Source organism: Streptomyces sp. NPDC020681, assembly GCF_044334895.1.
Taxonomy (GTDB): Bacteria; Actinomycetota; Actinomycetes; order Streptomycetales; family Streptomycetaceae; genus Streptomyces.
In genome coordinates this window covers 247,124-265,424 of record NZ_JBIRTX010000001.1, presented here as the reverse complement: position 1 = coordinate 265,424, position 18,301 = coordinate 247,124, and the positions used below count along the sequence as shown (strand labels likewise).

The window sequence follows — 18,301 nt, the reverse complement described above, 5'->3', positions numbered from 1 at the left end:
GAGGTGGTTTCCCTTGTCGGATCCGCTCACCTCCGGGGTCACACAGCCGTCCGGCGGAAACCCTGGTGCCCAGCCCATGCTGTCGCTCGCCCTGGCTGGCATGCTCGACGACGTCCACGCCCACTCCGGGGCCGTGTATCTGCTCTCGCCCGACCGGCAGGTCCTCGAGATGGCGGTCATGGCCGGGCTGCCACGCGCCTTCGCGGCGCCCTGGGAGCGGGTCGCGATCGGCTCGCCGATCCCCGTCGCCGACGCCATGCGCGAACGACGGCTCATCTGGGTCTCCGGCGAGGAGGACATGGCGACCCGCTACCCGCGTATCGCCGTCGCGCTGCCTTATCCGTTCGCACTCGCCGCCCTGCCCGTCGCGACCGACGACGCCGCGTACGGAGCCGTGTTCGTCACCTGGCCCGGCTCGCACACGTCCACGCTCTCGGACGACGAGCGGGGACGCCTCACCGCCGCCTGCGACCGGCTCGCTCTGCGGCTGCAACGGGCAGTCGCGGAGGGCCGCACCCTGACCACCGAGAACGACATCCTCGGCCCCTCCACCATGGCCGCCACGACGGGCCCGATCGAGGCCGTGCGCATGCTCACCCGGATACCCGACGGCCTGTGCTCGCTGGACCTGCACGGCCGTATCACCTACGCCAACCCCGCCACGGCCGAGCTGGTGGGCGTGCCCGTGGGGGACCTGCTCGGCACCCAGCCGTGGGCCTCGCTGCCCTGGCTGAACGACCCGGTGTACGAGGACCGCTACCGGGCGGCGCTGCTCAGCCAGGAGACCATCTCGTTCGTAGCGCTGCGCCCGCCGCAGGACTGGCTGATGTTCAAGCTCCACCCCAGCAGGAACGGCATCACCGTGCACATCAGCCCGGCCAGCGGAACGGTTCAGGAGATTCCCGCCGACGCGCCCTCCGGGCACCCGGCACGCCTCGTCGCCATCTCCAACATCCTCAGCCTCGCCAGCGCGCTCACGGAGGCCGTCGGAGTGTCCGACGTGATCGAGCTGGTCGCCGACGAGATCATGCCGGCCGTCGGAAGCCGTGCGCTGGTCATGCTGGCGTCCGAGGGCGGGCGGCTACGGGTCCTCGGGCAGCGCGGCTACGAGAACGCGGAGACCGTCGAGCGCTTCGACGGCATGCCGCTGACCGCACCCACGCCGGGCGCCCAGGCGCTGGCGACGGGCGTGCCGTCCTTCTTCGAGTCGCGCGCCCAGCTCGAACACATCTACCCCGCACGATTCGCGACTCCCGACGGCATGGCCGCCTGGGCCTATCTGCCGCTGATCGCCTCCGGCCGGCCGGTCGGCACCTGCGTACTCGGCTACGACAAGGAGCACCACTTCTCCACCGACGAACGGGCCGTTCTCACCAGCCTCGGCGGGCTGATCGCCCAGGCCCTGGAGCGGGCCCGGCTCTACGACGCCAAACACCGCCTCGCCCACGGCCTGCAGTCCGCTCTGCTGCCGCACTCGCTGCCCGCGCTCGACGGGCTCGAGGTCGCCGCGCGGTATCTGCCCGGCACCCAGGGCATGGAGATCGGGGGCGACTTCTACGACCTGATCCGCACCGGCCAGGAAGCAGCCGCGGTCATCGGCGACGTACAGGGCCACAACGTCACCGCCGCCGGGCTGATGGGCCAGGTCCGCACCGCCGTACGCGCCTACACGGCCGTCGGCCAGCCGCCCGGGAACGTCATGGAGTCCACCAACCGGCTCCTGATCGACCTCGACGCCGAGCTGCTCGCCAGCTGCGTCTATCTCCATCTGGACCTGCCGCACCACTGGGCCCACTTCGCCCGTGCCGGACACCCGCAGCCGCTGCTGCGCGATCCGGAGGGCCGGGTCCACGTCCTCGATCTGGCCGGCGGCCCGCTGCTCGGCGTCGACCCGTCGGCCGTCTATCCGACCACGACCGTGGAGCTGCGCCCGGGGTCCGTGCTGGTGCTGTACACGGACGGACTGATCGAGGCGCCGGGCATCGACATGGACAAGGCTCTGGCGGAACTGGCCGGACAGCTGGAGTTCGCCGCCGACGAGACGCTCGAAGCCCTGGCGGACCGGCTCATCGACTGGACCACCGGCAGCCGCGAACGCGACGACGACACAGCGCTGCTGCTGCTCCGCCCGAGGTTCTGAGCGTTACCGCGACCAGTACCGCCGCAGGCCGGGCAGGGGACCGTCTGATACGAAGGGACCATGACCGTCGAACGCGCCAGCCTCCTCTATGTCACCGATCTCGGCTACGAGGCGAAGGGCCGGCGCTACTGCGACGAGGACATCCGGCTCTCCGGACGCCTGCGCGAGGACTTCGACATCGCGCTCTGCCATCCGCTGGACGCGGCCCGCCTGATGGGCTCCTTCGACGCCGTGGTCGTACGCAACAGTGGTCCTGTGCTCCACTACCAGCGGGCGTACGACGCGTTCCTGGAACGCGTCCGCGCGACGGGCACACTCCTCTACAACCCGCCGACGGGACGCGGCGACATGGCGGGCAAGCAGTACCTGGTGGAGCTGAGCGCGGCCGGATTCCCCGTCATACCGACCGTGGACCGCGCCGAGGACCTCGGACGGCTGCCGGAGGCCGAGGAGTATGTCGTCAAGCCCAAGCTGGGCGCGGACTCGATCGGCATGGAGTTCGCCGCCCGGGACCGGCTCGCCGGGCTCGTCCACGCGGACGTCCTGGTGCAGCCCCGGATCCCGTTCCGCTACGAGGTGTCGTTCTACTTCGTCGACCGGGACTTCCAGTACGCCCTGTACGCGCCGCTCCCCGAGCGCCGCTGGGAGCTTCAGCGGTACGAACCGGGCCTGGAGGACCTGGAGTTCGCGCAGCGGTTCATCGACTGGAACACCCTCGACCATGGCATCCAGCGCGTCGACGCCTGCCGGGCCCCGGACGGCGAACTGCTGCTGGTCGAGCTGGAGGACCTCAACCCGTATCTCTCGCTGGACCTGGTTGAGGACGGCGTCCGCGAGGCCTTCGTCGACCGGATGAAGGCCTCGCTGCACCACATCCTCGGGCGCTGAGCTCAGCCGCCGAGGCCGCGCGCGAGCCCGAGTTCCGCGTCCCCGAGCGGCTCGAAGAACCGTGCCACGTCGGCGTCGGACACCTGCGACAGCTCCGCGGGCGACCAGCGCGGCCTGCGGTCCTTGTCGATGACCTGCGCCCGTACGCCCTCGATCAGATCGGGCCCGGCGAAGGCGGCGCACGAGACGCGGTACTCCTGGTCCAGGACCTGCTCCAGCGAGTCCAGGGCCCGAGCCCTGCGCAGCGCGGCGAGCGTCACCTTCAGCGAGGTGGGAGACCTGCTGAGGATCGTTTCGGCGGCCTCCTTCGCCGCCGGGTCGCCATGGGCGAACAGCCGGTCCACGATGCGTTCCACCGAGTCGTACGCGTAGCACTCGTCGATCCACGCACGGGCGGCGGCCAGTTCGCCCTCGGGCGCCGGGGCCGCGAACCGGCGCAGTGCCTCCGGGACGTCCAACTCCGCGAGCGAGGCCGCGAGTTCCGCCAGCCGCTGCGAGGGCACGAACCGGTCGGCGAGGCCGCACAGCACGGCGTCCGCCGCGCCCACCGCCAGGCCCGTGAGCGCGAGATGGGTGCCGAGCTCGCCCGGCGCGCGGGACAGCAGGAAGGTGCCGCCGACATCCGGCACGAAGCCGATGACCGTCTCCGGCATGGCGACGGCCGAGCGCTCGGTGACGATCCGTACATCGCCGTGCGCCGACACACCGACGCCGCCGCCCATCACGATGCCGTCCATGAGGGCGACGCACGGCTTGGGATAGCGGGCGATACGGGCGTTGAGCCGGTACTCGTCCCGCCAGAAGTCCGTCGAGGCATGCCCGCCGGAGAGGGCGTCCGCGTGGATGGCCCGGATGTCGCCGCCGGCGCACAGCCCTCGCTCACCGGCTCCGGCGATCACCACGACGGCGACGGACTCGTCCCGCTCCCACTCGGCGAGGGCCTGGTCGATACGGCGGACCATCTCGTGCGTGAGCGCGTTCAGCGCCCGGGGGCGGTTGAGGGTGATGTAACCCGCGCGGCCCTCGGTGCGGAGCAGTACGGAGTCGTCGAGGGCCATCGGTGGTTCCTTCCGGGCGTGGATCTTCCGGTCCCATCCTCGCTCACCCGGCCGGGGCATCGGACGCCGGAGGTTGTGTCCCGGCTCTTCCCGACAGTCCGACCAGTCGGTACGTTCATGCGAAGAGCACCGGACACCGGCGTCCGGGCGGCCGGCCGAGGCGACGGAGGCACCATGTCCGAGAGCGCACCCAAGATCGAGGGTCACTGCGACGAACGCTTCCTCGCGGTGCGCGCGGCCTTCGAGCAGAACTTCCGCGAACGCGGCGAGCTCGGCGCGGCCGTGACCGTGCTGCACGACGGTGAAACAGTCGTCGATCTGTGGGGCGGCTGGGCCGACGAGGCGCGCACACGTCCGTGGGAGCGCGACACGCTCGTCAACGTGTGGTCGACGACCAAGGGTGCCACCGCCCTGTGCGCGCATCTGCTCGTCGACCGCGGACTGCTCGATCTTGACGCGCCCGTCGCCACGTACTGGCCGGAATTCGCCGCGGCCGGCAAGGACGCGATTCCGGTGCGCCAGCTGCTCTCGCACCGTGCCGGCCTCGCCGGACTGCGCGAGCCGCACTCCACCGAGCAGCTCTACGACTGGGAGCTGACCTGCGCCCGCCTCGCCGCCACCGAGCCCTGGTGGGAGCCCGGCACGCAGTCCGGCTACCACGCCTTCACCTACGGCTTCCTGGTGGGCGAGGTCGTACGGCGCATCACCGGACAGCTCCCCGGCGCCTTCCTCCAGCAGGAGGTCACCGGACCGCTCGGCATCGACTTCACCATCGGGCTGCCGGAGAAGGAGTCCGCACGCGCGGCCGAGCTGGTGCATCCGCCGGCCCAGGCGAGCAGTGAACAGGCGGCGATCTTCGCCCAGTTGGAACCGCTCGCGCTGGCGGCGCTGATCAACCCGATGCTCGGAGCGGCCGACGCCAACACGCCCGCGTGGCGCGCGGCAGAGATCCCGGCCGCGAACGGCCACGGCACTGCCCGCGCCGTCGCCGCGCTGTACGGAATCCTGGCCGGACGCGGAGAGGTCGCCGGCCGGCAGCTGCTGTCGCCCGAGGCCGCGGAGCGCGTGCGCGAAGGCCAGGGCGCCTGCCGGGACCTGGTGCTCGGCGCGGGCTTCAAGCACGAGACCGAGGTGGGCCTCGGGCTCTGGCTGAGCGGCGAGAACGGCTCGTACGGCCCCAACTCCCGTGCCTTCGGCCACGACGGCTTCGGTGGCTCCTGCGGACTCGCGGACCCCGAGGCGGGCCTGAGCATGGGCTATGTGATGAACCGGATGGGTCCGCACATCGCGGACGACCCGCGGAAGATGGCGCTGATCGACGCGGTGTACGCCTGACCGGGGAGGGCTGATTCCAGCCCGTCCGGCGATCGAGAGCAACGCCCGAACCCAACGGTCTTCCGGATTCTTGCAACACGTTCTACCGTGTGCGCCGCGCATGCGACGGATTGCGAGACTCTGGAGGGGCTGTGCACCTCGAATACACGCCTGAACAGCAGCAGTTGCGCGCCGAGCTGCGCACCTACTTCGCCGACCTGGTGCCCGACAACGTCTACGCCCGCTACGGCGACCCGGCCGCCCAGAAACGCTTCTACCGCGAGACGATCCGCCGTCTCGGCACCGACGGCTGGCTCGGCGTCGGATGGCCGAAGGAGTACGGCGGCCGCGGGCTGAGCCCGATCGAGCAGTTCATCTTCTTCGACGAGGCCGCGCAGGCCGGAGTGCCGCTGCCGCTGATGGCGCTCAACACCGTCGGCCCGACGATCATGCAGTTCGGCACGGACGAACAGAAGGCGTACTTCCTGCCGAAGGTCCTCGCCGGTGAGATCGACTTCGCGATCGGCTACAGCGAGCCCGACGCCGGCACCGACCTCGCCGCGCTGAAGACCCGGGCCGTGCGCGAGGGGGACGAGGACACCGGTACGTACACCGTCAACGGCCAGAAGATCTGGACCACCAACGGCGACACGGCCGACTGGGTCTGGCTCGCGGTGCGCACCGACCCCGACGCGCCGCCGCACAAGGGCATCACCATGCTGCTGGTGCCGACCTCCGACCCCGGCTACTCCTGCACCATCATCAACACCCTCGCCTCGCACGACACCACCGCCAGCTATTACGAGAACGTCCGCGTCCCCGCGTCCCGCCGCGTCGGGCAGGAGAACAAGGGCTGGCGCCTGATCACCAACCAGCTCAACCACGAGCGCGTCACCCTCGCCGCACACGGCACCATGGCCATCCGCGCGCTCCACGACGTCCAGCGCTGGGCGGCCGACACCAAACTCGCCGACGGCCGCCGCGTGATCGACCTCGGCTGGGTGCGCGGACGCCTCGCCCGCACCCACACCAAGCTCGACGCGATGAAACTGCTCAACTGGCAGATGGTGAACGCCGTCCAGGAAGGCACACTCACCCCGCAGGACGCCTCCGCCGTCAAGGTCTACGGTTCCGAAGCACGCCGTGACGCATACGCCTGGCTGATGGAGATCGTCGGCTCGGCGGGCCCGCTCAAGGAGGGCTCGGCGGGCGCCGTCCTGCACGGCGAGCTCGAGCGCGGCTACCGCTCCGCCGTGATCTTCACTTTCGGCGGCGGCAACAACGAAATCCAGCGCGAGATCATTTCGTGGATCGGACTGGGCATGCCGCGGGTACGACGATGACATGAGCGAAGCAGCCGACCCCGGTCTTTTCGGACCCGAATCCGTCACCTGGCAGATGCACGCAGACCCCATGATGTGGGTCGCCGGGGTCCGCGCGCTCTATCTGCAGGCGCTGCACCCGCGCGCCGTCCGCGGAGTGATGGAGAACTCGGACTTCAGGAAAGACGCCTGGGGCAGACTGCTGCGCACCGCCAACTTCGTCGGCACCATCAGCTACGGCACCACCGACGCCGCGGAGAAGGCCGGCGCCCGCGTCCGCCGCATCCACACCCGCCTCAAGGCCACCGACCCCGACACCGGGGAACGCTACGGCGTCGACGAGCCCGATCTGCTGCTGTGGGTGCACTGCGCGGAGATCGACTCCTACCTCCACGTGGCGCGCCGCTCGGGCCTTTTGACCGGCGACGCCCTGGCCGACGCCTATGTCGACGAGCAGCGTGTCTCGGCCCGTCTCGTCGGCCTCGACCCCGAGGCCGTCCCGGCGAACACCGCGCAGCTCGCCGCCTATTTCGACCGCGTCCGGCCCCAACTTGCCGCCGGAGCCGACGCCCGCGACGTCGACGACTTCCTGCAACGCCCACCGATCAACGCCCTTCTCGTACCGGCGCGCGAACTGCTGTGGCGGCGCGTGGCCCGGCTCGCGTACAACGCGCTGCCTCCTTACGCCCATGAGCTGTACGGCCGGCCCGCCCCCGCTCCTGAGCGCGTCACACGTCACCTCGTCGCCACCGGCAAACTGCTGCGCTGCATTCCCTCCCGTCTGCGCTGGCAACTCCCGCCGGGTCACATCTTGAAAGCGATGGCCCGACTCGGCCCCGGCAGCCGCCCGGCCCCGTACAAACTGCGCAGACAGGAGGCCATACTGGACGGGCCGGGGAGGGTGCAGCGAAGCGACGGGGGCGACAGCACGCGATGGCGGAATCCAGGCTGATCCAAGGCCGGTACCGGCTGCTCGATCTCATCGGGCGCGGCGGCATGGGCGAGGTGTACCGCGCCGTCGACGAGTCTCTCGGGCGACGTGTCGCGGTCAAGTGCCTCAAGCCGATGGGTCCGCAGCATGATGCCTCCTTCACCACGGTGCTCCGGGAGCGCTTCCGGCGCGAAGCACGGGTGGCCGCCGCCCTCCAGCACCGCGGTGTGACCGTCGTCCATGACTTCGGCGAGTACGAAGGCGTGCTCTATCTGGTGATGGAGCTGCTCGAAGGCCGCAATCTCAGCCAGCTCCTCGAGGGGAACCAACAGCATCCGCTGCCGGTGTCCGATGTCGTCGACATCGCCGAACAGGTCGCCGACGCGCTCGCCTACACCCACGAACAGGGCATCGTCCACCGCGACTTGAAGCCCGCGAACATCATGCGGCTCACCGACGGAGCCGTGAAGATCTGCGACTTCGGCATCGCACGCCTCGGCGCGGACATCGGCTTCACCTCGAAGCTCACCGGCACCGGCATCGCCATGGGGACGCCGCACTACATGTCGCCCGAGCAGATCAGCGGCGGCCATGTCGACCATCGCAGCGATCTGTACTCCCTGGGGTGCGTGCTGTACGAGATCGCCACCGGCGTCCCGCCGTTCGATCACGACGACACCTGGGCGGTGCTCGTCGGCCACCGCGACACCACGCCGGAACCGCTGCGCACCCACCGCGCCGAAATCCCGGACTACTTCCAGACGATCGTCCTCGACCTGCTCGCCAAGACACCCGACGGGCGGCCCGCCGACGCCAAGGATCTGCGTCGCCGGATCGGCGCGGCAGCGCGCCATGCCCACCCGGCCCTGCCGCCGCCCCGGCCGGCGCACCAGCTCACCCATGAACCAAGGCTGCCGTCCTGGACCCGCTCCATGACCACCGGCCCCAAAGCCACCGGCGGCTCGGCGCTGCGGCCCGCGCTGCCGGACCACACCGCGGGCCTCACCGGCGAGTGGACCACCGGCGTCGACCTGCGTGGACCGTCCCTCGTCCGGCTGCCCCGCCAGGAGCGCCCCACCCCGCCGCCGGAGCTGCTCGCCGTGCTCGCCAGCCGGCACAACGCGGGCCTGAGCCTCGGCAGGCTCGGCCGCTGGGAGGAAGCCGGCGAGGTGCACCGCGCGGTCGCCGCGGAGCGCGAACACGTCCTGGGCCCCGACCACCCGGACACGCTGGCCAGCCGCTACGAAGTCGGCTTCACGCTGAGCCGGACCGGACGTGCCGCGGACGCCCTGCGGGAGTTCGCACGCGTCGCCGACGGGCGTGAGCGCAGCATGGGCGCGGACCACCCGGAGACGCTCGCGGCCCGCCAGGAGACGGCATACGTACTGGGCCAGCTGGGCCGGCACTTCGAGGCCCACGATGTGTACGCGGCGGTGCTCGCCTCCCGCGAACGCACCACGGGACACGACCATCCCGACACTCTGCGCTGCCGGCACAACCTCGCCTTCAACCTGAGCAGGCTCGGACGGCTCGAGGACTCGTACCGGATGGCGCTCGACGTCGCGGCCGCGCGCGCCCGGGTGCTCGGCGCCGAACACCCGGACACGCTGGTCACCTGGTACGAAGTGGCCTACGCGCTCGGCCAGTTGGGCCGCTGGACGGAGGCCCTGGGGACCTATCGCGAGGTGGCGGCGGCGCGCGGACGCGCGCTCGGCGCCGACCATCCGGACACCCTCGCCGCGCGCTACGAGGTCGGCATCAGCCTCGGCCGCCTCGGCCGCAGCGCCGAGGCCCTCCAGCTCTACCGCGACCTCGTCGACGACCGCACCCGAGTGAACGGCCCGAACGACCCGGAGACCCTGCGCGCCCGCCACGGCCTCGGCGTGAACCTCGGCCGGCTCGCCCGCTGGGAGGAGGCCCTGGCCGAGGCGCGCGACGTCTGCGCCCTGCGCGAGCGGGTGCTGGGCCCCGAGCATCCCGACACGCTCGTCAGCCGCCGCGAAGTGGCCGTGGGCCTCGGCTGGCTGGGCCGCTGGGCGGACGCGCTGACGGTCTACGTCCAGGTCGCCGAGGCGCGCGAGCGCGTCTTCGGCACGGACCACCCGGACGCCCTGGCCAGCCGCAACGACGAGGCGCACTGTCTGGAGCAGCTCGGCCGCCACGGGGAGGCGGTGGAGCTGTACCGCCGGGTCGCGGCACTCCGACAGCAGCGTGGCCGCTAGGTCGTCTCCGGGGAAGCGACCGGTTAGGGTCCCGGCATGCCCGCACACAGCTCGTACGACGTCGTCATCGTCGGCGGTGGCCACAACGGTCTCGTCGCCGCCGCCTACCTCGCCCGCGCCGGCCGCTCCGTCCTCGTGCTGGAGCGCCGGGGGAACACCGGCGGCGCGGCCGTGTCCACGCGGCCCTTCGCCGGGGTCGACGCCCGGCTCTCCCGCTACTCGTATCTCGTCTCGCTGCTGCCGGACAAGATCGTTCGCGAGCTCGGGCTGACGTTCTCCGTGCGCAAGCGCACCGTCTCCTCCTACACGCCGAAGGGCGCCGGCGGGCTGCTCGTGGGCGCGGGCCGCACCAGGGAGTCGTTCACCGCGCTCACCGGCGGCGAGGCGGAGTACGCGGCCTGGCAGGAGTTCTACGCGATGACCGCGCGGGTCGCCGAGCGGGTCTTTCCGACGATGACCGAGCCGCTGCCCGCGCGCGAGGAGCTGCGCGCTCGCATCGACGACGAGACGGCCTGGCGGACGCTGTTCGAGGCGCCCATCGGCGAGGCGATCGAGAAGCGGTTCGCCGACGATCTCGTACGGGGCGTGGTGCTCACGGACGCGCTGATCGGGACCTTCGCCGACGCCCACGACCCGGGCCTCGCGCAGAACCGCTGCTTCCTTTACCACGTGATCGGCGGCGGCACCGGCGACTGGGACGTGCCGGTCGGCGGCATGGGCGCGCTCACCGACGCGCTGGCCGCGGCCGCGCGGGAGGCCGGCGCCGAGATCGTGACGCTGCACGAGGCGACCCGTATCGAGACCGACGGCGAGCGGGCCGAGGTCGGCTACCGCACGGACGGCGCCGAAGGCACGGTCGCGGCCCGGCAGGTGCTGGTGAACGCCTCGCCGCGGGAGCTGGCCGTGCTGCTCGGCGAGGAGCCCGCGGCGCCTGCCGAAGGCGCCCAGCTCAAGGTCAACATGCTGCTGCGGCGGCTGCCGCGGCTGCGTGACCGTTCGGTCGACCCGCGCGACGCGTTCGCCGGCACTTTCCATGTGTCGGAGGGGTACGGGCAGCTCGCCACCGCGTACCGGGAAGCGTCATCGGGCCGGCTGCCGAGCGCGCCGCCCTCGGAGATCTACTGCCACTCGCTCACCGACCCGACCATCCTCGGACCCGAACTCGCCGCGCAGGGCTACCAGACGCTGACGCTCTTCGGACTGCACACCCCGGCCCGGCTCTTCGCCGCCGACAACGATGCGACGCGGACCGAACTCCTCGCCGCCACGATCGCCGAACTCGACGCCCATCTGGACGAGCCGATCGCCGACTGCCTCGCGCTCGACGAGAACGGTGAGCCATGCATCGAGGCGAAGACCCCGCTCGATCTGGAGCAGGAACTCCGGCTTCCCGGCGGCCATATCTTCCACCGCGATCTCGCCTTCCCGTACGCCGCCGAGTCGACGGGCCGCTGGGGCGTCGAGACGGCGCACACCAATGTGCTGCTGTGCGGGGCGGGCGCCGTGCGCGGCGGCGGGGTCAGCGGCGTAACGGGTCACAACGCCGCGATGGCCGCGCTCGGCAGGTGACCCCGAGACCTTGAGGACACGTCAGTCCCGCGACGCCGTCCAGCCGTTGGTCTCGATCAGCGCGGCGTCGCCGGGCCGGGCCTCGTCGAACAGAGGACGGCCCCGGTCCTCGACCCGGATCGCGTCCACATATGCCCCACGGCCGACATAGAGCTGGTCGGTCGCATACCGCCAGCGCAGCCGCACCTTGCCGCCCTGCCATGCCGAGAGGTCCGCGGACAGCCGGTGCCAGACCCGCCCGGACCAGCCCGTCACCGAGCCCGCGGGATGCGGCTGCGGCTGGGCCCCGTCCCGTACGGTCGTGAACGGCACCGCCTGCCACGTCGCCCCGTCGTCCGCGGACCCTTCCAGGAACAGCGCGTCCGAGCCGGGCTCGGTGTCCCACCACAGCGAACAGCTCAGCCGCGCGCGCCGGGAGACGACGGCGAGCGCGGGCAGAGTGAGCGTGGCGGCAGTGGCACCGGCCATGCCGGAGAACCAGGCGGCCCGTCCGCGGTCCGGGCGAACGGCGACGGCACGGGCCATGTTGTTGGCGGCGGCGACCCGCGGCGCGCTGCCGGAACGCCAACTGCGCACCGGATGAACGGAGTTGCCGAGCACGATCAAGAAGGAGTCGGTGCTGGGGTCGAGGACGAGGCTGGTGCCGGTGAATCCGGTGTGGCCCGCGGTGCGCGGCGTGGCCATCGCGCCCATGTACCAGTGCTGGTAGAGCTCGAAGCCGAGACCGTGCTCGTCGCCCGGGAAGGCGGTGTTGAAGTCGGTGAACATCAGCTCCACGGACTCGGGGCGCAGCACGCGCGAGCGGCCGTAGACGCCGCCGTTGAGGAGCGTGCGAGCGAGGATCGCGAGGTCCCAGGCGCAGGAGAAGACTCCGGCGTGGCCGGCGACGCCGCCGAAGCTGTAGGCGTTCTCGTCGTGCACCTCGCCCCAGACGAGCCCGCGCTCCAGGCCGGACCAGGGCAGCCGGGCGTCCTCGGTGGCGGCGATCTTCGGCTTCCAGGACGCCGGCGGGTTGAACCGGGTGCGGTGCATCCCGAGTGGAGCGGTGATCTCGTTCCGGAGCAGCACATCAAGAGTGCGACCGGTGATCTGTTCCAGGATGAGCTGGAGCGAGATCAGATTGAGGTCGGAGTAGAGGTACTTGGATCCCGGAGGGTTCGCCGGCGCCTCGTTCCACAGCAGCCGGAGCTTCCCCTCCCGGGTCGGCTCCTTGAACAGCGGAATCCAGGCCCGCAGCCCGGACGTATGCGTCAGCAGCTGGCGCACGGTGATGTCCTGCTTGCCCGCGCCCGCGAAGTCCGGAAGATACGAGGCGACCGTGGCCTCCAGCGCCAGCGCGCCCCGCTCGATCTGCTGCACGGCGAGGATCGAGGTGAACAGCTTCGAGACCGACGCCAGGTCGAAGACGGTGTCCTCGGCCATCGCGATCTGCCGGTCCGCCGGGAACTCCACGGCGGTGTCGGTCTTCTCGTCGTACGCCGCATAGCGCACGGCCTTGCCGATCGGATGATGCAGCGCGACGGTGCCGCCGCGGCCGGCGAGCAGCACCGCGCCCGCGTACCACGGGTACTTGGGGGAGGGGCCGAGGAACCTCTCCGCGTCGGTGACGAGTCGGTCGAGATGGACGGGGAGCAGCCCGGCCCGCTCGGGTGTGCCGCGCCGCAGCGTCGGCCGCCGGCCCGGCCCGCCGGACCCGCCTTCCGAGTTCTCCGCCGCGTCCGCGAACGGGACCGGCGCCAGCGCGAGCGCGCCGCCGAGCGCCAGCACCCCGCCGCCCAGCCTCCGCCGGCTGATCCCTCTGCCCACCGCGCCCTCTGTCATCCGGAACCCTCTCCTGAAAGTATCTTTCGGGATCTCGCTCGACAGTGAAACTTTCTTGCGGGACCCGGGCACTGTCAACCATCCCAAAGAATCTGACACAGCATCAGAAAATCTCTTCCCTCGTCCACCAGGCTGCGGCATCCTGCCGCCCATGGAGACGGAGCTGAGCAAGAAACTGGGGATCGAGCACGCCATCTTCGGCTTCACGCCGTTCCCGGCCGTGGCCGCCGCCATCACACGGGCGGGCGGATTCGGGGTTCTCGGTGCGGTCCGCTACACCGCTCCCGACGACCTGAAGCGCGACCTCGACTGGATGCAGGAGCACACCGACAAAAAGCCGTACGGCCTCGATGTCGTCATGCCCGCCAAGAAGGTCGAAGCCAAAGGAAATCAAACACTGAGTGAGGCGGACGTCGAGGCGATGATCCCCGAAGGACACCGGCAGTTCGTCAGAGAAACCCTCGCCAAACACGGCGTTCCCGAACTCCCGGAGGGCGAGGCGTCCGGCTGGCGCATCACCGGCTGGATGGAGCAGGTCGCCCGCAACCAGCTCGATGTCGCCTTCGACTACCCGATCAAGCTGCTCGCCAACGCGCTCGGCTCGCCGCCGCAGGACGTTGTCCAGCGCGCCCATGACCACGGCGTACTCGTCGCGGCTCTCGCCGGGAGCGCCCACCACGCGGAGCGGCACGCCGAAGCGGGCATCGACATCGTGGTCGCGCAGGGCTACGAGGCCGGCGGCCACACCGGGGAGATCGCCTCCATGGTGCTCACCCCCGAAGTCGTCGACGCCGTCAGCCCGCTGCCCGTACTCGCCGCCGGCGGCATCGGAAGCGGTCAACAGATCGCCGCCGCGCTCGCACTCGGCGCCCAGGGCGCCTGGCTCGGCTCGCTCTGGCTCACCACCACCGAAGCCGATCTCCACTCCCGGGCCCTGACCCAGAAGCTCCTTGCGGCAGGTTCCGGCGACACCGTCCGCTCCCGGGCCCTGACCGGAAAGCCCGCCCGTCAGCTGCGGACCGAATGGACCGACGCCTGGGACGACCCGAGCGGCCCCGGCACCCTGCCCATGCCGCTCCAGGGACTACTTGTCGCCGACGCCGTCTCCCGGATCCAGAAGTACGAAGTGGGCCCGCTGCTCGGCACGCCGGTGGGCCAGATCGTCGGCCGGATGACCAGCGAACGCAGCGTCCAGCAGGTCTTCGACGAACTGACCCGGGGTTTCGAGGCGGCCGTGGACCGGATCAACCGCATCGCCGGAAGGAGCGAGTAGATGACTCAGCAGCCCGAACGACCCAACGGTTTCTGGGCCCAGGCCGCCGCGGACCCGGACCGTACGATCCTGACCGCGCCGGACGGCGAGAACTGGACCGCGGGCCGGCTGCACGCCGCGGTGAACCAGCTGGTGCACGGACTGCGGGCGGCCGGCCTGGAACGGGGCGACGCCTTCGCCGTCGTGCTGCCCAACGGGGGCGAGTTCTTCACCGCGTATCTCGCCGCGTCCCAGGCCGGGTTGTATCTCGTACCCGTCAACCACCATCTCGTCGGACCCGAGATCGCCTGGATCGTCGCCGACTCCGGCGCGAAGGTGCTCATCGCGCACGAGCGGTTCGCCGCCGCGGCGACGGCCGCGGCCGACGAGGCCAAGCTGTCCGCGAGCCACCGCTATGCCGTGGGCGCGATCGACGGCTTCCGCCCGTACGCCGAACTCCTCGACGGGCAGCCGGAGTCCGTGCCCGGCGACCGGGCGCTCGGCTGGGTCATGAACTACACCTCGGGCACCACCGGGCGGCCGCGCGGAATCCGCCGTCCGCTGTCCGGCAAGCTCCCGGAGGAGACCTATCTCGGCGGCTTCCTCGGCATCTTCGGCATCCGGCCGTTCGACGGCAATGTCCATCTGGTCTGCTCGCCGCTCTACCACACGGCCGTGCTCCAATTCGCCGGCGCGGCCCTGCACATCGGGCATCCGCTGGTGCTGATGGACAAGTGGACGCCGCAGGAGATGCTGCGGGTCATCGACGCGTACGGCTGCACGCACACGCACATGGTGCCGACGCAGTTCCACCGGCTGCTCGCGCTGCCCGACGAGATCAAGGCGCGCTACGACGTCTCGTCCATGCGGCACGCGATCCATGGCGCGGCTCCCTGCCCCGACCACGTGAAGCGGGCGATGATCGACTGGTGGGGCAGCTGCGTGGAGGAGTACTACGCGGCGAGCGAGGGCGGCGGCGCGTTCGCGACGGCGGAGGACTGGCTGAAGAAGCCCGGCACGGTGGGCAAGGCATGGCCCATCAGCGAGCTGGCCGTCTTCGACGACGACGGGAACCGGCTCCCGGCCGGTGAACTGGGCACCGTCTACATGAAGATGAGCACCGGCGGCTTCAGCTACCACAAGGACGAGGCCAAGACGAAGAAGAACCGCATCGGCGACTTCTTCACGGTCGGCGACCTCGGAATCCTCGACGAGGACGGCTATCTCTTCCTGCGGGACCGCAAGATCGACATGATCATCTCGGGCGGCGTCAACATCTATCCCGCGGAGATCGAGTCGGCCCTGCTCACTCACCCGGCCGTTGCCGACGCCGCCGCGTTCGGCATACCGCACGCGGACTGGGGCGAGGAGGTCAAGGCGGTCGTCGAACCGGCCGACGGTCATCAGGCGGGTGACGCGCTGGCGGCCGACATCCTTGCCCACTGCGAGCGGCAGTTGGCCGGCTACAAGCGGCCCAAGACGGTTGACTTCATCGAGACGATGCCGCGGGACCCGAACGGCAAGCTGTACAAGCGGAGGCTGCGGGACCCCTACTGGGAGGGACGGGATCGGGCGGTCTGACCGTCAGACGCGCGTGAGCGGGTCAGAGCCCGATGCGAGCGGCGATGGGCAAGTGGTCGCTTCCTGTCCCAGGCAGTGACCAGACATCGGTGACCGTCGCCGATCTGGCCATGATCTGGTCTATCCGGGCCACGGGCAGAGCTGCGGGCCAGCTGAAGGCGAAGCCTGTGTCCGCCGTGTTCATCCGCGAGCTGACCGGTGCCAGCCCGCGGTCGTCCACGGTGCTGTTGAGGTCCCCCAGCAGAATCACCCTGTCCAGTCGCTCGGCAGCGATCGCCGCACCGAGGAGAACAGCGCTTTCATCCCGCCACGCGGAACTGAATCCGTTCTTCAGGCTGAGGCGCACCGAAGGCAGGTGCGCAACGAAAACAGCGACAGCGCCCTGCTCCGTCGTGGCGGTCGCCCTCAGGCCGCGGTTCCAGCCTTCTCCGATTCCCTCCGGCCTGATGTCCACCGGCCGTATGTCGGTGAGCGGATATTTCGACCAGAGTCCGATCGTTCCCGTTGTCGCACGGTAGGGGTAGTCCGGTGCCATCGCCGCGGTGAAGGCCGGCAGGGAAGAAGGCGTCAGCTCCTCCAGAGCGATGAGGTCGGCATCAGCCCCGACCAGCTTCTTCGCGGTCCCTGCCGGGTCCGGATTCTCGTCACTGACATTGTGCTGAAGCGCGGTGATTCCGTCCGCCGAGTCGTTCCCGGGAAGGAGCAGCCCGCCGAAGAGAGCGAGCCAGACGACAACGGGCAGCAGCAACGCCGTCAGTGCGGCGAATGAGCGGCGCAGGAATGCCAGGGCCAGCAGCCCGGGGACGGCCAGACCGAGCCAAGGAAGAAATGTCTCCAGAAGGCTGCCGAGGCGGCCGGGCGCATTGGGCACGGCGGCATGAAAGGCCAGCAGGAAGGCGACCAGCAGGGAAAGCAGCGCAAGGATGCGCCCCCGCCTCCAGGCTGACAGTTCCGGTTCTTCCTTGCGACGCCCCACGGTACGACGACGCGGTACTCGTTGATCCGGTTCCGACCCTCCGCCCGACCCCCACCCATTGGCGCAGCACCTCGCGCGGCCCGAACGTCCTGCTGGCAGCGTGGGCCGCATGAAGACCGGCCCGGCAGCGCTGACGTCGCACTGGACGACCTGGGTGCCGGTCGCCGCGATCGTCGTCCTGGCGCTCGGCTGGGGCCGCGACCTGCCGGGCTTCGCCGTCGCCGTGGTCGGGTTCTGTCTGATGGGCGCGGTCCTGGCCGCCGTGCATCACGCCGAGGTCGTCGCGCATCGCGTCGGCGAGCCCTTCGGATCACTCGTCCTGGCCGTAGCCGTGACCGTCATCGAGGTCGGGCTGATCGTCACGCTGATGGTCGCCGGCGGCGACAAGGTCGCCACCTACGCCAGAGACACCGTCTTCGCCGCCGTCATGATCACCTGCAATGGCATTGTCGGCGTCTGTGTGCTGGTCGCGGCGGTGCGCAAACGCATCGCGGTCTTCCACGCCGAGGGCTCCGGCGGCGCGCTCGCGACCGTCTGCACGCTCGCGACCATGACGCTCGTCCTGCCCACGTTCACCACGAGCAAGCCGGGCCCCGAGTTCACCGGCGCCCAGTTGACCTTCGCGGCCGTCGCCTCCCTCGCGCTGTACGGGCTCTTCGTCACCGTGCAGACCGTGCGCCACCGCGACTACTTCCTGCCGCCGTCACACAAAGGCGAGGAGCCCGACGCCGAGGAGCACGCGCCGCCGCCCGGCGACCGCGAGACCTGGTGGAGCGTCGCGCTGCTGTTCGTGGCCCTCGTGGCCGTCGTCGGAAACGCCAAACTGATCTCGCCGGCCGTCGAGGACGGCGTGGAGTCGGCCGGACTGCCGAAGGCCGTCGTCGGCGTCGCCATCGCTCTGATGGTGCTGCTGCCCGAGACGCTCGCCGCCGTGCGCGCGGCGCGCCGCGACCGGCTGCAAACCAGCCTCAACCTCGCGTACGGCTCCGCCATCGCCAGCATCGGCCTGACCATTCCGGCCATCGCGCTCGCCTCGATCTGGCTGTCCGGGCCCCTGGTCCTCGGTGAGGACGCCACACATATGGTCCTGCTCGTGCTCACCGCGGTGGTGAGCACGCTGACCGTGGTGCCCGGACGAGCCACACTCCTTCAAGGCGGCGTCCACCTGGCGCTGTTCGCCGCCTTCGTCTTTCTCTCCTTCAGCCCGTGACCCGGGCCGGTCCTGCC

13 protein-coding genes are annotated in these 18,301 nt (G+C 70.7%); 10 read left to right on the top strand and 3 right to left on the bottom strand.

The window, feature by feature from the left end; all coding sequences use genetic code 11:
• Window positions 1-76 precede the first annotated feature (76 nt).
• Together ACH4YL_RS01060 and ACH4YL_RS01055 are read left to right on the top strand one after the other, a co-directional pair.
• Complete coding sequence (locus ACH4YL_RS01060; RefSeq protein ID WP_398504352.1) at window positions 77-2,140, top strand: SpoIIE family protein phosphatase; 2,064 nt, start codon at window positions 77-79, stop codon at window positions 2,138-2,140.
• Between the two features lie 60 nt (window positions 2,141-2,200).
• A complete protein-coding gene (locus ACH4YL_RS01055) occupies window positions 2,201-3,028 on the top strand; it encodes a hypothetical protein (RefSeq protein WP_398503508.1) in 828 nt (275 codons plus the stop codon).
• 2 nt (window positions 3,029-3,030) lie between these two features.
• Here ACH4YL_RS01055 and ACH4YL_RS01050 read toward each other — a convergent pair whose 3' ends face one another.
• Window positions 3,031-4,086: an enoyl-CoA hydratase/isomerase family protein gene (locus tag ACH4YL_RS01050; protein WP_398503506.1), complete on the bottom strand. Its 1,056-nt coding sequence runs from the start codon at window positions 4,084-4,086 to the stop codon at window positions 3,031-3,033.
• A 174-nt stretch (window positions 4,087-4,260) separates the two neighbouring features.
• Between ACH4YL_RS01050 and ACH4YL_RS01045 the strand changes: the two genes are divergently transcribed.
• The 5 genes from ACH4YL_RS01045 (at window position 4,261) to ACH4YL_RS01025 (ending at window position 11,444) form a co-directional block, all read left to right on the top strand.
• The gene (locus ACH4YL_RS01045) at window positions 4,261-5,421 is read left to right on the top strand and encodes a serine hydrolase domain-containing protein (protein WP_398503504.1); all 1,161 of its coding nucleotides are present in this window, start codon (window positions 4,261-4,263) and stop codon (window positions 5,419-5,421) included.
• Between the two features lie 131 nt (window positions 5,422-5,552).
• A complete protein-coding gene (locus tag ACH4YL_RS01040; RefSeq protein WP_398503502.1) occupies window positions 5,553-6,743 on the top strand; it encodes an acyl-CoA dehydrogenase family protein in 1,191 nt (396 codons plus the stop codon).
• A 1-nt stretch (window position 6,744) separates the two neighbouring features.
• Window positions 6,745-7,674, top strand: a complete 930-nt coding sequence (locus tag ACH4YL_RS01035) for an oxygenase MpaB family protein (RefSeq protein ID WP_398503500.1) — start codon at window positions 6,745-6,747, stop codon at window positions 7,672-7,674.
• Entirely contained in the window at window positions 7,656-9,875 is a 2,220-nt protein-coding gene (locus tag ACH4YL_RS01030) for a tetratricopeptide repeat protein (protein WP_398503498.1), read from the top strand. Before ACH4YL_RS01035 ends, ACH4YL_RS01030 begins: the two co-directional genes overlap by 19 nt.
• 36 nt (window positions 9,876-9,911) lie before the next feature.
• Window positions 9,912-11,444, top strand: a complete 1,533-nt coding sequence (locus ACH4YL_RS01025) for a phytoene desaturase family protein (protein WP_398503496.1) — start codon at window positions 9,912-9,914, stop codon at window positions 11,442-11,444.
• 21 nt (window positions 11,445-11,465) lie between these two features.
• Here ACH4YL_RS01025 and ACH4YL_RS01020 read toward each other — a convergent pair whose 3' ends face one another.
• Window positions 11,466-13,265 carry a serine hydrolase gene (locus ACH4YL_RS01020; protein ID WP_398503494.1) on the bottom strand — a complete coding sequence of 600 codons (1,800 nt, stop codon included), beginning with the start codon at window positions 13,263-13,265 and terminating at the stop codon, window positions 11,466-11,468.
• Window positions 13,266-13,416: 151 nt separating this feature from the next.
• Between ACH4YL_RS01020 and ACH4YL_RS01015 the strand changes: the two genes are divergently transcribed.
• Window positions 13,417-14,538, top strand: coding sequence for an NAD(P)H-dependent flavin oxidoreductase (locus ACH4YL_RS01015; protein WP_398503492.1), 1,122 nt, complete (start codon window positions 13,417-13,419; stop codon window positions 14,536-14,538).
• Window positions 14,539-16,098 carry an acyl-CoA synthetase gene (locus tag ACH4YL_RS01010; protein WP_398503490.1) on the top strand — a complete coding sequence of 520 codons (1,560 nt, stop codon included), beginning with the start codon at window positions 14,539-14,541 and terminating at the stop codon, window positions 16,096-16,098.
• 22 nt (window positions 16,099-16,120) lie between these two features.
• On the opposite strand, the gene ACH4YL_RS01005 is transcribed toward ACH4YL_RS01010, so the two are convergent.
• Window positions 16,121-17,074, bottom strand: coding sequence for an endonuclease/exonuclease/phosphatase family protein (locus ACH4YL_RS01005; protein WP_398503489.1), 954 nt, complete (start codon window positions 17,072-17,074; stop codon window positions 16,121-16,123).
• A 109-nt stretch (window positions 17,075-17,183) separates the two neighbouring features.
• Between ACH4YL_RS01005 and ACH4YL_RS01000 the strand changes: the two genes are divergently transcribed.
• Window positions 17,184-18,284 carry a calcium:proton antiporter gene (locus ACH4YL_RS01000; protein ID WP_398503487.1) on the top strand — a complete coding sequence of 367 codons (1,101 nt, stop codon included), beginning with the start codon at window positions 17,184-17,186 and terminating at the stop codon, window positions 18,282-18,284.
• Window positions 18,285-18,301: the final 17 nt, after the last annotated feature.